The 16,551-nt window shown below is 71.8% G+C and carries 14 protein-coding genes and 1 tRNA gene; 3 read left to right on the top strand and 12 right to left on the bottom strand.

What is annotated here, in order from left to right:
• The first annotated feature begins 60 nt into the window (after positions 1-60).
• Complete coding sequence (locus LEL83_RS04500) at positions 61-996, top strand: proteasome assembly chaperone family protein (protein WP_225557928.1); 936 nt, start codon at positions 61-63, stop codon at positions 994-996.
• A gap of 290 nt (positions 997-1,286) precedes the next feature.
• Here LEL83_RS04500 and mshC read toward each other — a convergent pair whose 3' ends face one another.
• From mshC to LEL83_RS04485, 3 genes are all read right to left on the bottom strand, one after another.
• On the bottom strand, positions 1,287-2,531 hold the full coding sequence (gene mshC / locus LEL83_RS04495; RefSeq protein ID WP_225557927.1) for a cysteine--1-D-myo-inosityl 2-amino-2-deoxy-alpha-D-glucopyranoside ligase: 1,245 nt from the start codon (positions 2,529-2,531) through the stop codon (positions 1,287-1,289).
• On the bottom strand, positions 2,528-3,358 hold the full coding sequence (locus tag LEL83_RS04490; protein WP_225557926.1) for an undecaprenyl-diphosphate phosphatase: 831 nt from the start codon (positions 3,356-3,358) through the stop codon (positions 2,528-2,530). Before LEL83_RS04490 ends, mshC begins: the two co-directional genes overlap by 4 nt.
• A gap of 62 nt (positions 3,359-3,420) precedes the next feature.
• Complete coding sequence (locus LEL83_RS04485) at positions 3,421-4,737, bottom strand: M20/M25/M40 family metallo-hydrolase (RefSeq protein ID WP_225557925.1); 1,317 nt, start codon at positions 4,735-4,737, stop codon at positions 3,421-3,423.
• A gap of 161 nt (positions 4,738-4,898) precedes the next feature.
• Here LEL83_RS04485 and LEL83_RS04480 point away from each other — a divergent pair.
• Positions 4,899-4,984: transfer RNA gene (locus LEL83_RS04480), tRNA-Leu, on the top strand.
• 261 nt (positions 4,985-5,245) lie between these two features.
• On the opposite strand, the gene LEL83_RS04475 is transcribed toward LEL83_RS04480, so the two are convergent.
• The 7 genes from LEL83_RS04475 to LEL83_RS04445 form a co-directional block, all read right to left on the bottom strand.
• Positions 5,246-5,830 (bottom strand): hypothetical protein, encoded by a 585-nt coding sequence (locus LEL83_RS04475; RefSeq protein WP_225557924.1) that lies wholly within the window; start codon positions 5,828-5,830, stop codon positions 5,246-5,248.
• Positions 5,831-5,841: 11 nt separating this feature from the next.
• On the bottom strand, positions 5,842-6,981 hold the full coding sequence (locus LEL83_RS04470) for a zinc-dependent alcohol dehydrogenase (protein WP_225557923.1): 1,140 nt from the start codon (positions 6,979-6,981) through the stop codon (positions 5,842-5,844).
• A 158-nt stretch (positions 6,982-7,139) separates the two neighbouring features.
• Positions 7,140-8,468, bottom strand: a complete 1,329-nt coding sequence (locus LEL83_RS04465; RefSeq protein ID WP_225557922.1) for an NAD(P)/FAD-dependent oxidoreductase — start codon at positions 8,466-8,468, stop codon at positions 7,140-7,142.
• 32 nt (positions 8,469-8,500) lie between these two features.
• Positions 8,501-8,710: a hypothetical protein gene (locus LEL83_RS04460; protein WP_198655905.1), complete on the bottom strand. Its 210-nt coding sequence runs from the start codon at positions 8,708-8,710 to the stop codon at positions 8,501-8,503.
• A 7-nt stretch (positions 8,711-8,717) separates the two neighbouring features.
• On the bottom strand, positions 8,718-10,511 hold the full coding sequence (locus tag LEL83_RS04455; RefSeq protein ID WP_225557992.1) for a DEAD/DEAH box helicase: 1,794 nt from the start codon (positions 10,509-10,511) through the stop codon (positions 8,718-8,720).
• 161 nt (positions 10,512-10,672) lie between these two features.
• Positions 10,673-11,917, bottom strand: coding sequence for a DNA polymerase IV (gene dinB / locus LEL83_RS04450; RefSeq protein WP_198655906.1), 1,245 nt, complete (start codon positions 11,915-11,917; stop codon positions 10,673-10,675).
• A 79-nt stretch (positions 11,918-11,996) separates the two neighbouring features.
• Positions 11,997-13,160: an acyl-CoA dehydrogenase family protein gene (locus LEL83_RS04445; protein ID WP_225557921.1), complete on the bottom strand. Its 1,164-nt coding sequence runs from the start codon at positions 13,158-13,160 to the stop codon at positions 11,997-11,999.
• Between the two features lie 23 nt (positions 13,161-13,183).
• On the opposite strand from LEL83_RS04445, the gene LEL83_RS04440 reads away from it, so the two are divergent.
• Complete coding sequence (locus LEL83_RS04440) at positions 13,184-13,978, top strand: SGNH/GDSL hydrolase family protein (protein WP_198655908.1); 795 nt, start codon at positions 13,184-13,186, stop codon at positions 13,976-13,978.
• Between the two features lie 22 nt (positions 13,979-14,000).
• Here LEL83_RS04440 and LEL83_RS04435 read toward each other — a convergent pair whose 3' ends face one another.
• Positions 14,001-15,338: a serine hydrolase domain-containing protein gene (locus LEL83_RS04435; protein WP_225557920.1), complete on the bottom strand. Its 1,338-nt coding sequence runs from the start codon at positions 15,336-15,338 to the stop codon at positions 14,001-14,003.
• Positions 15,339-15,371: 33 nt separating this feature from the next.
• Positions 15,372-16,551 (bottom strand): D-alanyl-D-alanine carboxypeptidase family protein (locus LEL83_RS04430; protein WP_225557919.1); only part of this gene is annotated, 1,180 nt, incomplete at its 5' end.

The raw sequence follows: 16,551 nt of genomic DNA, 5'->3' as shown, positions 1-16,551 counted from the left end.
GTGTCCGGCCGGGGGCACCGCTCCCGCCCCGCCCCGCTCCACCACCAGGAGGTCCGCTCCGTGCCACAGCACACCCCCTTCAGCGACGGCCGGTTGCTCGTCGTCGCCTTCGAGGGTTGGAACGACGCCGGCGAGGCCGCCAGCGGACTCGCCCGCCGCATCGTCGACTCCCTCGGACTCGAGGAGCTGCGCGAGCTCGACGGTGAGCGGTACGTCGACTACCAGTTCAACCGGCCCACGGTCGGCACCGACGAGAACGGCGACCGGGGCGTGCAGTGGCCGCGGATCGTGCTGCACGGCCCCGGTGCCGAGGGCCGTCCGGTCATCGGCGCGACCGGTTCCTCCACCGACCGCGACGTCTACGTGCTCGTCGGTCCGGAGCCCTCGCGCACCTGGCGCGGCTTCTGCGCGGAGATCATCGACCTGGCGGACGTCTACTCCATCGACGCGGTCGTGTTCGTCGGGGCGATGCTCGCCGACGTCCCGCACACGCGCCCCATCTCGGTGTTCGTGTCGAGCGAGGACGCCGGCGTCCGCTCGGCCTTCGACGTCGACCGATCGTCGTACGAGGGCCCGACCGGGATCCTCGGGGTCCTCGCCGACGCGATGGACAAGGCCGGGCTGACCACGCTGTCGCTCTGGGCCTCGGTGCCGCACTACGTGCACAACTCGCCCTCGCCGAAGGCCACGCTCTCGCTGCTCGACAAGATCGAGGAGCTCGCCGACGTCACGGTGCCGCGGGGCTCGCTGCTCGACGATGCCACCGAGTGGGAGGAGGGCATCGACGCCCTCGCCGCCGACGACGAGGACATGGCGTCCTACATCGGGCAGCTCGAGCAGGCGCGTGACACGGTCGACTCCCCCGAGGCCTCGGGCGACGCCATCGCGCAGGAGTTCGAGCAGTACCTGCGCCGCCGGGAGCGCAAGGACGGCAAGGACGGCGGCACCGCCGGTGGCGAGGGGCCCTGGCGCCCCCAGCAGCCCCCGCAGCAGTAGGGCCGGGGGCGGGGCCGGGCACTGAGGTCGCACTCCGGCCGGTATCCGCCTGCGAGTTCCGGGCCGAAGTGCGATCTCATCGGTGCACGCGACGGGCACACGCGACAGCAACCGCCGAAGTGTCACGAACCGTCGCCCGGAGCGCCGTCGAGCGTCACGTCGTGCGACCCCGGCGAGACGCATGCGGCGCGTCGTGACCGCTCGACGAAGACAGGCGGGTGCGCTGAGGTCGCACTTCGGCCCGACTCCGGCTGTGTGATCCGGGCCGAAGTGCGATCTCACCGGTGCCGTCAGGCCAGGCGGATACCGAGCAGGGCGTCGATCAGGTCGACGAGCTCGGGTGTGCACGCCGTCCCGCCGGCGATCGCGGTGTCCACCGCAGCGACGGCCCCTGGCGTGTCCAGGTCGTCCGACACCCGCGCACGGATCCGGACCGCGACGTCCGGCGCATCGTCGGCGTGCCCGGCCGAGGCGCCCGACGCCCAGTCGACCCACCCCGACAGGCGGGTCGTGGCGCTCGTCAATTCGCTGTCAAACCACTCCCAGTCGTCGGAGTACTTGTGCGACAGCAGCGCGAGCCGGACGGCACGGGGGTCCGCACCACCGTCGAGCAGTCCGCGCACGGTGACGAGGTTGCCGAGCGACTTCGAGATCTTCGTGCCCTGGTACGCGATCATCCCGGTGTGCACGAAGGCGTTGGCCAGGGGCTGGTGCGCCAGTGCCGCCGCGTGGCCGGCACTCATCTCGTGGTGCGGGAAGACCAGGTCGCTGCCGCCACCCTGCACGCTGATGGGCAGACCGAGCTTGTCACCGGCGATGACGCTGCACTCGATGTGCCAGCCGGGTCGGCCCGGTCCGAGCTCGGTGTCCCAGCTCGGTTCGCCGTCGCGGGCCGCACGCCAGAGCAGCGGGTCGAGCGGGTCGCGCTTGCCCGGTCGTTCGGGGTCCCCGCCACGTTCGGCGGCCAGGGCGAGCATGGTCTCGCGGTCGAGGCCGCTCTCGTCGCCGAGCGTCCAACCGTCGGCGGCGTGGTTGACGTCGAAGTACAGGTCGTCGCCCTCGGCGTCCTCGGTGGGGACCTCGTAGGCGGAACCGGTCTCCTGCAGGAACGAGACGGCCTCGGCGACACGCTCGACCTCGTCGGTGACGGCCACGAAGTCGTCGGGCGGCAGGATGCGCAGGGCCTCCATGTCACGACGGAACAGGTCGACCTGGGACGCGGCGAGTTCGCGCCAGTCGACGCCGTCACGGGCGGCACGTTCGAGCAGCGGGTCGTCGACGTCGGTGACGTTCTGCGCGTACTCGACGTCGAGTCCGGCATCACGCCAGGCGCGGCCGAGCGTGTCGAACGCCAGGTACGTCGCCGCGTGCCCGAGGTGCGTGGCGTCGTAGGGCGTGATGCCGCACACGTACAGCGCGGCACGGTCCTCGTCGCGGGCGGGGTCGACCGGCTTGCCCGTGGCGGTGTCGTGCACGACCGGTCGGGGCGCGGAGCCGGGGACGTCGGGGACGGACGGGGCCTGCCAGGCCCTCACGGCTGGATCACTCCGAGCGACAACAACACGATGAGCACGATACCCAGTGCGATCCGGTAGACCACGAAGGGCATGAAGCTCCGCTTGCTGATGTAGTTCATGAACGCCGCGATCACGACGAAGCCGACGACGAACGCCACGGCCGTCGCGATGAGCGTGTCGACGAGTCCGAACGGCGACCCGTGGTCGCCCAGGCTCGTCGCGGCCTCGTAGAAGCCGGACAGGAACACCGCGGGGACGGCGAGCAGGAACGCGAAGCGCGCCGCCGCCGGGCGGGTGTAGCCGAGGGCGAGCCCCATCGAGACCGTGGCCCCGGACCGGGAGACCCCGGGGACCAGTGCGAGCATCTGCGCCAGACCGATGAGCAGACCGCCCTTGAAGGTCATCTGCTCGATCCGGCGTTCCTTGCGCCCGACCCGGTCGAGCACCCCGAGCACCACGCCGAAGACGATGAGCACGATCGCCACGATCCAGAGCGACCGGAACGTCGTCTCGATCGAGTCCTTGAGCAGGAGTCCGGCGATGCCGATCGGGATCGTGCCGAGGATCACGAGCCACCCGAGCCGGACGTCCGGGTCACCCTTCGGCACGTCGCGCTTGACCACCGACCGGAACCACCGCCCGATGATCCGGGTGATGTCCTTCCAGAAGTAGATGAGCACGGCGGTCTCGGTGCCGAGCTGGGTCACCGCGGTGAACGCCGCACCCGGGTCCTTCGCGTCGGGCAGGAAGAGCCCGACGATGCGCAGGTGTGCGCTCGACGAGACCGGCAGGAACTCGGTGAGCCCCTGGACGAAGCCGAGGAAGATCGCCTCGAGGATGTGCATCGCACGGGCCTTTCGGGGGGAGGTCGGTCAGGGCACCGCCACGACGGCGACCATGCACAATATCAGTACGTGGCGAGGAGGTCGCCGAGGACACGTCGGCCGAACGCCAGGGCGTCGAGCGGCACCCGCTCGTCGACGCCGTGGAACATCGCCGGGAAGTCGACACCCGCCGGCAACTGCAGCGGGACGAACCCGTAGCCCGCGATCCCGAGGGTCGACAGCGCCTTGTTGTCGGTACCGCCCGACAGCAGGTACGGCAGCACCGGCGCGCCAGGATCGTGGCGGCCGAGGACGTCCCGGACGGCGTCGACCAGCGGGCCCCCGAAGTCCTGCTCGAGCCCGATGTCGCGGAAGGACGTCACGACCTCGACCTCGTCGCCCGCGAGCTCACGGACGCGCGCGAGCACGGTCTCCTCGTCGCCGGGCAGGCAGCGGATGTCCACCAGCGCCTCGGCCCGGTCCGGGATGACGTTGTGCTTGTAGCCCGCGGTCAGCACCGTCGGGTTCGAGGTGGTGTGCAACGCGGCGTGGATGAACCGTGACGCCGAACCGGTGGCCAGCGCGACCTCGTCCGGGCCGGTGACCGTCGGATCGACCCCGAGGAACCGGGCGACCTCGGCGACCATCGCGTCCGTCGTGGCCGAGAGCCGGACGGGCCACTCCTCGCTGCCGATCCGGGCGACCGCCGCGGCGAGCTTCGTGACGGCGTTGTCGCGGATCACGTGCGAGCCGTGGGCTGCCGTGCCGCGAGCGATGAGCTTCACCCACATCAGCGCCTTCTCGCCGGTCTGCAACAGGTAGGCGCGGCGATCACCGAGCGTGATCGAGTACCCGCCGACCTCGCTGATCGCGGCGGTCGCCCCGGCGAAGACCTCGGGGTGCTGGTCGACCACGTGGTGCGAACCGAGCACGCCCCCCGCTTCCTCGTCGGCGAAGTACGCGATCACCAGGTCCCGCTCGGGTGCCCCGTGCTGGTCGATGACGTCCCGCAGTGACGTGAGCATCATCGCGTCCATGTTCTTCATGTCGACCGCGCCCCGACCCCACAGCGAGCCGTCCTTGACCACGCCGCCGAACGGGTCGACCGACCAGTTCGCCGGGTCGGCCGGCACGACGTCGAGGTGCCCGTGCACCACGAGCGCCGGCTTGTCGCGGTTGCGCCCGGGGACCCGCGCCACGACGCTCACCCGGTCCGGCTCGGACTCGAACAACTGCGGCTCGAGGCCCAGCGCCCGGAGCTCGTGCTCGACGTAGTGGGCGGCCTCGGCCTCACCGCGGGACTTCCCCTCGCCCCAGTTCGTCGTGTCGATGCGGATGAGGTCACGGGCGATCGCCGCGGTGGCCTCGAGCTCGGGCACGGTCGGCTCCGGGTTCGTCATGCGACCACGCTACCGGTCGACACCGACGCCACCACGGGCGGGACACCTCCGGGACTCGCCCGGGATGCGTGACCGTGTTCATCGCGCGTTCAGACCCGTGCTAGTGTCTTCTCTCGGCAGGAACGCCGGGGAAAACCCGGGAAACAGACACCAGACACCCTGTCCGGGTGGCGGAATTGGTAGACGCGCTAGCTTGAGGTGCTAGTGCCCGTATTAGGGCGTGGGGGTTCAAGTCCCCCCTCGGACACAGGAATGCGTGCCCCCTGACCTTTCGGTCAGGGGGCATTTCTGTTGTGTTCTCCCGGCGAGTGCCGCCGTCGCTCCGCTCGGGGCGTCACCGCCTCGGCCAGCTCGCTTCGCTCGCGGCCCCCTCCGGTCAGCTGGTCGGTCGCACTCCCTGCGGTTGACGGACCAGCTGGGTCGGTCCCACTCCCGGGGGATGGCGACGGAAGCACGGGCGGACGGGAGGCGCGGGGCGGGGCCGACCCGCGCCTCCCGTCCGGCGGCGTCAGCGCGCGCGCAGGACGCGGCGCGCCACCAGGACCACCGCACCGACCGCCGCCAGCCAGCCCCAGTTCGCGACGACCGGGTCGAGCAGCTGGTGCCGCCAGTCCGTCCGCCCCGACCCGAGGCGCGACGCGACCGGGTGCGTCCCGGCCTCGGCCCGGACGCCCGTCTCCCGGATCACCCGGTCCGGTCGACCGCGGAGCGCGGCCGTCACCCGGTGCCCGGCGACGTCGAGCCGGTCCCCCACCACCAGGAGCGCCCAGTGGGCGAGACGCCCCTCACTGAAGCGCTGGTACGCGAACCGACGAACCAGTCCGGGGAGCCCGCGGAGCGGCTGCGCCGTCCCGAACACGGGCGTGACGTGCGCGTGCTCGATCGAGCGTTCGCGGCCCTCGGCACCGGGCTGCTGCTCCGGCACGTCCCAGTGGGCGCCGGACGCGAACCCGGCCTCGCGGGACAGCTTCGGCACCGAGGGGCGGTCCTCGAGGTCGAGGTCGCTCCCCCACCCGGGGATGCGGGCGCGGAGTTCGTCGGCCGGCGGCACCCGTCGCGGCGGGTCGGCGATGTACGGGGTGTGGTCGGACACGGGGTGCTCCTTCACGGGACGATGACGGGCTTGATCATGCCGTCGAGCTTCGCCGAGAACAGGTGGTAGCCCTCGGCGATGTGCTCGAGCGGGATGCGGTGGGTGATGATGTCGCTCGGCTTGAGGTGCCCGGCCTGGATGTGCTCGAGCAGGCGGGGCCACTGTCGCTTCACGGGGGCCTGGTTCATGTGGATCGTGACGCCCTTGTTCATCGCGTCGCCGAACTTCACCAGGTTCGGGATCGGTCCGTACGCGCCCATGGCCGACACCGTGCCGCCCTTGCGCACGCCGTCGATCGCCCAGTTGAGCGCCACCGGCGAGCCGCCCTGCAGCTTGAGCTTCGACGCGGTGACGTGCTGCAGGAAGCTGCCGTCCGCCTCGGCCCCGACGGCGTCGATGACGCTGTCCGCGCCCAGGTGGTCCGTCTGCTTCTTCATCTCCACCACGACGTCGTCGACCTCGGTGAAGTTGATGGTCTCGGCGTGCGCGAACGTCCGCGCCTTCTCCAACCGGTACTCGAGCTGGTCGACCACGATCACGCGGCCGGCGCCCATGAACCACGCCGACTTCGCCGCGAACAGCCCGACCGGACCGGCGCCGAGCACCACGACCGTGTCGCCCTCGCGGATGGAGGCCAGCTGCGCGCCGAAGTAGCCGGTGCCCAGGGCGTCCGTCATCATCAGGGCGTCGTCCGGGTCGAGCCAGTCCGGGATCACCTGCGGGCCGACGTCGGCGTACGGCACGCGCACGCGTTCGGCCTGCCCGCCGTCGTAGCCACCCGTGGTGTGCGAGTACCCGAAGATCCCACCGACCGCGGTCGCGTTCGGGTTCACGTTGTGGCAGTTCGTGAACAGGCCCCTGGCGCAGAACCAGCAGCTGCCGCACGAGATGTGGAACGGGATCATCACGCGGTCGCCCACGCTGAGGTTCTGCACCGAGGAACCGATCTGCTCGACCACCCCGATGAACTCGTGGCCGAACGTGTGCCCGACGCGGGTGTCGGGCATCATGCCGTGGTACAGGTGCAGGTCGGAACCGCAGATCGCGGCCCGCTCGACCCGGACGACCGCGTCGTTCGGGTGCTCGATCCGGGGGTCGGGCTTCTCGTCGACGCGGATCCGGTAGGGCCCGCGGTAGGTCATGGCGCGCATGTCGCGCTCCTCTCGCTCGTCCGTCAACGCTGACGGCAGGCGCGTGGGAGCGGACACAGGACCGCACATGCCGGCTACTGGGGTGGACGGTGCGGACGGACGGACGGGAGGCGCGGTGCCAGCTGGCACCGCGCCTCCCGTCCGTCTGGTGGTCTCGACTAGCTCTTCGACGCCTCGACGAAGTTGCGGCGCGGGTCCGTCTCCTTGATGAGCGAGGTCGCGTCGCGACCGGACACCGCACCGGTGATCCAGCCGATGACGATGCGGGCCTTCCGGTTCAGCGTCGGCATCGCGTACACGTGGTACGAGCGGTGTGCGAGCCAGGCGAACAGGTTCGTCATCTTGACGCCCTTGATGTTCCCGGCGCCCTTGCCGACACCGTACGACGCGACCGTGCCGATGGAGGGGTGGCGGTACTCCTCGAGCGGCTTGCCGGTGATCGACGCCACGATGTTGTCGGCGGCGACGACGGCCTGGCGCACGGCGTTCTGCGCGTTCGGCGGGTAGTACGCCGGCTGCTTGTCGGCGGTCAGGTCGGGGACCTGCGCGACGTCACCGAGACCCCAGACGCCCGGCACGACCTCGTGGGTGTCCTCGGCCTCGACCTGCAGCTTCGCGTTCGCGGCGAGGTGGCCCTTCGGGCCGCGCGGCAGGTCGGAGGCGTCGAGCAGCGGGTTCGGCTTGACGCCGGCGGTCCAGACGAGCAGACCGGTGGCGAACTCATCGCCGTCCGAGAACCGGACTACACCGCCCTCGGCGCTCGGCATGGTGGTCTTCAGGCGGACGTCGATGCCACGGGCGCGGAGCGACTCGAGCGTCCACTTGGACAGCTCCGGACCGACCTCGGGGGCGACGCGGTCGAGCGCGTCGATGAGCACCCAGCGGGGCTGCTCGCCGGCGAGCGACGGGTAGGTCTTGATCGCGGCCTGCGACACGTCGAACAGCTCGCCGATCGCCTCGACGCCGGTGTAGCCACCGCCGACGAAGACGCTGGTGAGCAGACGGCGACGCTCGTCCTCGTCACGCGTGGCGGCGGCCTTCGCGATGTTGTCGAGGAGCTTGGCGCGCACGTAGGCGGCCTCTTCGACACTCTTGAACCCGACGCCGTACTCCTCGAGCCCGGGGGTCGGGAACGTACGGGTGACGGAGCCGAGGGCGACGACGAGGTGGTCGTAGCCGAGGGTGCGGTCGTCGCCACCGGCGGTCGCGATCGACACGGTCTTGTCGGCCGACGAGATGCCGGTGACCTTCCCCTGGATCACGCGGGTCTTGCGGAGCGCACGGCGCAGTTCGACGGTGACGTCCTTCGGCGCGATGTGGCCACCGGCGACCTCGGGCAGGAACGGCAGGTAGGTGTAGTAGGTGTTCTGGTCCACCAGGGTGATCCGCATGGGCACCGTGGCCGCGTGCTTCTGGAGCTGCTTGACGGTGCCGTAGCCGGCGGAGCCACCGCCGAGGACGAGGACGTGAGGGATCGAGTCTGCCATTCCTCCGGTCTACCGGACTTTGCCTCGACGCGTCATGAGCTGCGCGGCCTGTCGCGGAGCCGCCACCACGCGGTCTCGGCGAGTTCCGGGCCGGTGAAGACGCCGTGCGGGGTCCGTCGCGACTCGGTGAGCGAGAACCGGCGCAGGCGGTAGCCGCCCCCGAAGCGGTCGATGATCGCCTCGGGTGACGCCTCGGGGTCGCGCTTGACGTACCAGGTGCGGTCGTCGACCGGCTCGATCACGCGAGGGTCACCGACGCCCGCCGATGCGGGAGCGCAGGACGTCGATGCGCTTCTGGATCTGCTCGATGCTCGCCTGCGCCACGGCCGGACCACCGCTGATCCGCCGGAGTTCGGCGTGGATCGCACCGTGCGGCTCGTTCGAGTGCCGCGACCAGATCGACACGAGCCGCGCGAGCTCGGTGCGCTGCTCCTTGATCGTCATGTACATCGGGCGGTTCTCGGGCTCGGCGGCCTTCGGCTGCCCGTCCTTGACCGTGCGGCCCTTGGACCGCTTCGCCTGGGTCGCCTGCCGTGCGCGGAGCAGGTCGCGCACCTGGTCGGGTTCGAGCAGGCCGGGTATGCCGATGAAGTCGAGCTCCTCGAGGGACCCGACCTCGCCGCCCGTCCCGAACTCACCGCCGTCGTAGAGCACGCGGTCGAACGATGCCTGCGAGTCGAGCGCCTCGAACGGCTGCACCTCGAGCAGGCTCTCGGACGCCCGGTCCTCCTTGTTCGCCTCGGCGACCATGGCGTCTTCCGGATTGTAGAGCCCGTCGTCGGCGTCCTTCGGCCGGTCGAGGGCGTGGTCGCGCTCGAGCTCCAGGCTCGCGGCCAGCGCCATCAAGCCGGGCACGCTCGGCAGGAACACGCTCGCGGTCTCCCCGCGACGTCGGGCCCGCACGAAGCGGCCGATCACCTGGGCGAAGAACAGCGGCGTGCTCGCGCTCGTGGCGTACACGCCGACGCACAGCCGTGGGACGTCCACGCCCTCGGACACCATGCGGACGGCGACCATCCAGCGCGACGTGTCGGCGGCGAACGCGCTGATGCGGCTCGACCCGGCGGCCTCGTCGGACAGGACGACGGTGGGGCGCTCCCCCGTGATCTGCTGCAGGATGCGGGCGTAGGCGCGCGCCGTCGTGGTGTCCGTCGCGATGACGAGCCCGCCGGCGTCGGGCACGCCCCGACGGACCTCGGTCAGGCGCTTGTCGGCAGCGCTGAGCACGGCCGGCATCCACTCGCCCTCGGGCGACAGCGCGGTGCGCCACGCCTGCGCGGTGATGTCCTTCGTGACCTGCTCGCCGAGGGACGCCGACATCTCGTCGCCCATCCGGGTCTTCCACCGCATCTGGCCGGCGTAGGCCATGAACAGCACCGGACGGACCACGCCGTCCTTCAGGGCGCGGCCGTAGCCGTAGTTGTAGTCGGAGATCGAGGTCCGGATGCCCTGCTCGTCGGGGGCGTACTGCACGAACGGGATCGGTGCGGTGTCGGAGCGGAACGGGGTCCCGGACAGCGACAGACGGCGGGTCGCGCCGGTGAACGCCTCGCGGATGCCGTCGCCCCAGGTGAGCGCGTCGCCGCCGTGGTGGACCTCGTCGAGGATGACCAGGGTGCGGCCGCCCTCGGTGATCGTCTTGTGGACCTCGGGGTTCATGCCGACCTGGGCGTAGGTGATCGCGACGCCCTGGTAGTGGCGGCCGAACATGCCGTCGCCGTTCTTGAACATCGGGTCGATGCGGATGCCCACGCGGTCGGCGGAGTCGGCCCACTGCCGCTTGAGGTGCTCGGTGGGCGCGACGACCACGATCCGGTCGACGGTGCCGCGGGCGAGCAGTTCCGTCGCCAGGCGCAGCGCGAAGGTCGTCTTGCCGGCGCCGGGCGTGGCGGCGGTCAGGAAGTCGCGCGGCTCCTTCTCGAAGTACTTCGTGAGCGCTTCGACCTGCCAGGCGCGGAGCTTCGACGCGGTCCCCCACGCGGCGCGGTCAGGGAACGCGGGAGAAAGGTGCTGGACGGCCGCGTTGCCGGCGGCCTCGGCCAGTGCCGCTGCGTCGGCCTCGTCACGTGCGGCGTCGCCGTCCACCGACCGTGACGACCCCGCACCGCCTCCGGCCTGGTCGTCCCCCGACTCGGCCCACAGCGTGGCGGGCTGCTGCTCTTCGTACTCCGCTGCGCTCACTGGATGCGATTCTACCGCCACCGTCAGTCCTGTCTGGCGTGCGGGACGTGACCGTCCGGGGTGCGCCGGACCAGCGACGCCGGGCGCAGCACGCCGGCGCCGAAGCGAGCCGCCACCGCGTCGACGGTGGTCTCGGTCTCGCGCCACGGCGCGTCGTCGTCCCACAGGGCGTTGCTCGCCGCGGCGGGGACGAGGTTCTCGCCGCGGACCCCGATGAGCCGGATCCGGTTGCCGGGACGGTGCAGCACGTCGTACAGCTCGACGGCTTCTCGGTGCAGTCGCTTCGCGACGTCGGTGGGTTCGGCGAGCGTGCGCGACCGGGTCAGCGTGGTGAAGTCGGTGTAGCGGACCTTGAGCGCCACGGTGCGGGCCTGCACCTCGGCGTGGCGGAGCCGGACGGCGACCTTGTCGGCCAGGCGCAGGAGCTCGCGAGCGACGTCGTCGCGTTCGGTCAGGTCGTGGCCGAACGTGACCTCGTGCCCGATCGACTTCTCGCCGACGCCGGTGTCGACCACGCGGGGGTCGCGCCCCCACGACAGGTCGTGCAGGCGCTGCCCACCGGCCGGACCGAGGGCGGACACCAACGAGCCGAGCGGCGTGTTGGCCAGGTCGCCGACGGTGCGGATGCCCCGGCGCTCCAGCGTCTCCTGCGTCTTGCCACCCACGCCCCACAGCGCGGAGACCGGCTGGGGGTGCAGGAACGCCACCGTGTCGGCCGCCGGCACGACGAGCAGGCCGTCCGGCTTGGACCGGCTGGACGCCAGCTTCGCGACGAACTTGGTCGACGCGGCACCGACCGAGCAGTGCAGTCCGGTCTCGGCGAACACGGTGCGCCGGATGGCCTGGCCGATCTGCCACGGGGTGCCGTACAGCCGGAGCGCGCCGGCGACGTCGAGGAAGGCCTCGTCGATGCCGAGGCGTTCGACGCGCGGGGTGAACCGGTCGAACACCGCCATCACTGCGGCGGACTTCGCGCGGTACTTCTCGAAGTGCGGTTCGACGATGACGGCGTTCGGGCAGCGGCGCTTGGCCACGGCCATCGGCATCGCGGAGTTGACGCCGTACTTCCGGGCCTCGTACGTGGCGGCGGTCACGACGGACCGGTCGGAGTCGTGACCGACGATGACGGGCAGCCCCACGAGGTCGGGCCGGTCGAGCAGCTCGACGGAGGCGAAGAAGGCGTCCATGTCGACGTGCAGCACGGTCGCCGAGACGTCGTCCACCGGTGCGTCGGAGACGAGGCGGTTGCGTCCGTCCTGCTTGCTCACACCGCGATGATGCCAGGCGCCGCCGACATCGCCGCGACGAGCGCCCCGCCCACCCCGCCGGTACCGCCCGCCCCGTCCGTCAGCCCAGGGGCCCGAGCACCGACGCCGCGATGGTCCGCGCCGCCGAGTCCCGCGTCGACGGGTGGTACTGCCCGGCCCGGACGTCACGGGCGAGTCGCGCGAGCTCGCTCGTCGACCGGAAGGCGGACCCGCCGACGACCCGCATCGCCTCGTCCACCACGTGCTGCGCCGTGTCCACCGCGCGGGCCTTCGTGCCGACGAGCAGCGGGAACCACCGCGCCCCGAGGTCGTCCTGCTCGTCGACGGACCGTGTCAGCGCGTCGACCTGCAGCGTCACGGCGTCGACCGCGCCACGCAGGTCGGCGACCGTCCGGCGCGCGTCCGGGTCCTGCGACCGCGGCGTGCCGTCCGCCGCCGTCCGTGCGGCGACAGCCTCGGCCGCCAGGGTGATCGCCCGCTCGGCGATGCCCACGTACACCGACGCGACCAGGAGCTCGAACGCCGCGAAGATCCCGAACACCAGGGGGTCCTGGGTCGGTCCGACCGGCAGTACCCGGACGATGCGCTCGGCGGGCACGTGCGCCGCCCGCAACCGTGTGGTGCGGCTCTGCGTCGCCCGCATCCCGAGGGTGTCCCAGTCGTCCAGGTGCTCGACGCCCCCGTCGGAGCGCAGCAGGAACCCGTGCACGAGCCGCGGCTCCGGTCCGGACGTGTCCTTGCCGAACACGCTCAGCACGTCCCACGCCGGCGCGAGCGACGTGGACACCTTGGTGCCGGTGAAGCGGTACCCGCCGTCGCCGTCCGGCTCCGCCGTCGTCGACGAGTCGAACAGGACGGCGTCGTTGCCGGGTTCGCTCACCCCGAAGGCGAGCAGGTGGTCGTCGGCCGCGTGGTCGGTGACGGCCTGGAGGAACGCCCCACCCCGCGCGGTCACGCTGCGGGCCGCCTGCACCCACACCTGGTGCATGCCGAGACCGAGCGCCGTCGCCGGCGCGGCCTGGGCGAGGGTCCGCTGCACCTCTGCGGTGGCGCGGAGCCCGAGCCCGGACCCGCCCTGCTCGACGGGCACCCCGATCCGCAGGTACCCGGCCGCGCGCAGCTCGTCGAGGTCCTCGGCGCAGAACGCGTTGGCGGCGTCGTACCCGGGCGCGCGTCCGGCGATGCGGGTGAGCAGTCCCTCAGGGACCGACCATCCGGCGGCATCCGTGTTGGCCTTCGTCATGGCACGAGACTATGGTCCGAAACGTGTCAGATCGTCATCCGTGGACCAGGTACGTCGCGATCGGTGACTCGTTCACCGAGGGCATCGGTGACCCCGACCCGACCGTGCCCGGCGGCAACCGCGGCTGGGCCGACCGGGTCGCCGAGGTGCTCGCGCACCAGACCGAGGACTTCGCCTACGCGAACCTGGCGATCCGCGGGCGGCTGCTGCAGCAGATCATCGACGAGCAGGCCGAGGCCGCCGTCGCCCTGCACCCCGACCTCATCACGGTGTCCGCCGGCGGAAACGACATCATCCGCCCCGGCTCCGACCCGGACGAGCTGGCCGAGCGCGTCGACCGGCTCGTCGCCGACCTGCGCCGGGACGGTGCGACCGTCGTGCTGTTCACCGGCCCGGACGTCGGCATGACGCCGGTGCTCGGCATGGTGCGCGGCAAGACGGCGATCTACAACGAGAACCTGCACGCCATCGCGCTGAAGCACGGCGCCCTGATCGCGAACACGTGGGCGCTCCGCGTGCTCCGGGATCCGCGGATGTGGGCACCGGACCGGCTCCACCACTCCCCGATGGGCCACGCCACCATCGCCGCCGCCGTGCTCGACACGCTCGGCGTGCCGCACGGCCTCGAACCCTCGAACCCGGAGCCGCTCGAGGCCCGGCCCTGGCGCGAGGCCCGCGCCGAGGACCTCGGCTGGGCGAAGGAGTACCTGGTGCCGTGGGTGGTCCGCCGCATCCGGCACACGTCGTCCGGCGACGGGGTCTCCGCGAAGCGTCCGGAGCTGCAGATCGTGACCGAGCACCCGTCCGACACCCCGTAGCGATCGACCGCGCGGGACGGGCTCAGTCGGCCGGGCGCCGCAGCGTGAGCGGGCCGTCGTGCAGCGGCTGGGTCTGCCACGCGGTCGTCGCCGCGCCCGTCGCCGGGTCGACCCGCACGTGCAGCAGGTGCGGGGTCTCGACGAACCGCACGTCCACCCGCAGCGTCCCGTCCTGGTCGGCCGCCCCGCTCGCGGCGAGCGGCCCCTCGACCGTCCACTCCCCCTGCCCGACCGGCACCGACAGCGTCCCGCCGTCGACGTCGACCGTGAGCCGCCACGCGTCGCCGTCGCGCGCCAGCGGACCGGCGTCGGCCGTGCCCTGGAGCGACCCGCCGACCAGGGCGGGCAGCCCCAGGGAGGCGAGCCGGGCCTCCAGGGCGCGGTCCGCAGCCGCGTCGGACGAACCGTCGACGGCGGGCAGCAGGTGCTGCCAGACCGCGTCGAGGACCGCCTGCATGTCGAGGCTCTGCCCGGTCAGGGCGAGGACGACGTCCTGCTCGGGCAGGACCACGCAGAACTGGCCGTACGCGCCGTCGCCGCGGTAGCCGTGCCGGGCCATCCAGAACTGGAACCCGTAGCCCTGCGACCAGTCCGGGTTGCCCTCGTCGGGGTTGGCGACCTGCGTGCTCGTGGCCTGCGCGACCCAGTCCTCGTCGAGGATGCGCTCGCCGTCCCACACGCCGCCCTGCAGGTACAGCTGCCCGAGCTTCGCCACCGCGGACGTCGGGGCGTAGCAGCCGCTGAAGCCGAGCTCGGCACCGGTGTCGTCCCGACGCCAGGCCAGGTCGACGATGCCGAGCGGGTCGAGCAGGTGCGGACGCAGCCAGTCCACGAGCGAGCCACCCGTCACCCGTCGCACGATCGCCGCGAGGGTGTACGTGCAGGGCTGGTTGTAGGCGAAGACCGTGCCGGGCTCCTCGTCGGGCGGGAGCAGCAGGAAGCCGCGCACCGTGTCCGTCGGGTCGAGTGCCTCGGCGCGGTCGAGCGTCTCCTCGCGGTGCCCGCTCGCCATCGCGAGCAGGTGCCGGACGCGGATGCGGCGGCTGCGCTCGTCGGTGACGTCCGCGTCGAGCTCGGGGAAGTACGACAGCACGGTCGCGTCGAGGTCGACCAGACCGGCCCGGACGGCGATGCCCACCCCTGCGGCGGTGAAGCTCTTGCTGAGCGAGTACAGCAGGTGCACGCGCTCGGCGGTGTACGGCTGCCACCAGCCCTCCGCCGCCACCTGACCGTGCCGCAGCAGCACGATGCTGTGCGGTTCCACGTCGGGTGTGGACTCGAGTGCGTCGAGCAGGGCGGTCACGCCCCGGGCGTCGATGCCGAGCGCGGACGGGGTGGAGGCCGGGAACGTCGTCGTCACGCGTCCGACCCTACGGCTGCGACCGCCCGGGCGTCACGCCCCCTGGAACGGGTTCGTCCAGCGCCACCAGACGCCGGGATCGTCGATCGTGCGCTCGAGCACGAGCGGCACCGTGACCGGGTCGTGCTCGGAGATCCGGAACCGGACCTTCCCGACCCGCTCGCCCTCCGTGCCGACGGTCACCTGTTCGAGCTCCGCCTTGGCGGTGACGGTGGTCCTGCCCCACACGAGCACCTCCGCCGCCGTGGTCGTGACCGCGTCGGCCTCGTCCTGCCACGGTGTCGAGAACGTCCCGAAGGTCTGGCCCTCGTGCGCGAGCGTCACCACCTGGAAGTTGTCCGCCACCGAGCGGAGCAGCCGCTGCACGTCGATGTCGAGGGAGTCGTGGTCGACGCCGCCGAGCATCACGCCGACGACCGTCACGTCGCGTCCGCCGCGTTCGTAGGTGGCGGCGAAGAGCAGGCAGGCACCGGCCTCGTCGAGGGTGCCGGTCTTGATGCCTTCGATCCCGTCGATCCCCAGCAGCTTGTTCGAGTTCTCGATCTCGCCCACCGTGGGGATCGTCACGTCCTTCGTGCCGACGATCTCGTGCACCACCGGGTCCGCCAACGCGAGCTGGCCGAGTTCCACCAGGTCGGTCGCGGTCGAGGTGTTGTCCGGGTCGAGGCCGGTCGGCTCGTGGATCGTCGTGTCGTCCAGGCCGTGCTCGTCGAGCCAGGCGTTCGCCGCACGCTCGTACGCGGCGATCGAGCCGAAGGCCCAGATCGCCAGGGCACCCGCGTAGTTGTTCGCCGACTCCATGAGCATCACCTGGAAGGTCTGGTGCTGGGTGAGCTCCAGACCGGCGGGCATCGGGGCGACCTCGCCGTTCTGGGCCGCGTACTTGGCGTACAGGCCCTCCATCTGCTTCGTGAAGCGGATCGACGCCCCGGACTCCCCCGCCGCCATCGGCTTCTCGTCGAGCACCACGAGCGCCGTGAAGACCTTCGTGATGCTCGCGATCGACCGCGGCTTCGTGTCCCCGCTGGTGCGCAGGCTCTCCGGGAAGTCGGTGGCCTCGACGGCGGTGGCGCCGTACCCGGGGAAGCTCAGCTCGGGCACGGTCGTCTTCGGTGCCGAGTACGTCGTGGTCGAGGCGCTCGCCGGCCCGAACGGCACGATGGCCGCGGCGACGAGGTAGCCGACCACGAGCACGAGGACGGCGACCACCGAG

The sequence above is a fragment of the Curtobacterium oceanosedimentum genome, assembly GCF_020297365.1.
GTDB lineage: Bacteria > Actinomycetota > Actinomycetes > Actinomycetales > Microbacteriaceae > Curtobacterium.
The sequence above is the reverse complement of the archived record's forward strand: the minus strand, read 5'-3'. Positions and strand labels throughout refer to the sequence as shown.

What these genes read in the sequence shown, in the direction of transcription:
- LEL83_RS04445 (WP_225557921.1), bottom strand. Translation starts at nt 13,160, where the DNA reads ATGACGAAGGCCAACACGGATGCCGCCGGATGGTCGGTCCCTGAGGGA.
- LEL83_RS04470 (WP_225557923.1), bottom strand. Translation starts at nt 6,981, where the DNA reads ATGCGCGCCATGACCTACCGCGGGCCCTACCGGATCCGCGTCGACGAG.
- LEL83_RS04485 (WP_225557925.1), bottom strand. Translation starts at nt 4,737, where the DNA reads ATGACGAACCCGGAGCCGACCGTGCCCGAGCTCGAGGCCACCGCGGCG.
- LEL83_RS04465 (WP_225557922.1), bottom strand. Translation starts at nt 8,468, where the DNA reads ATGGCAGACTCGATCCCTCACGTCCTCGTCCTCGGCGGTGGCTCCGCC.
- LEL83_RS04490 (WP_225557926.1), bottom strand. Translation starts at nt 3,358, where the DNA reads ATGCACATCCTCGAGGCGATCTTCCTCGGCTTCGTCCAGGGGCTCACC.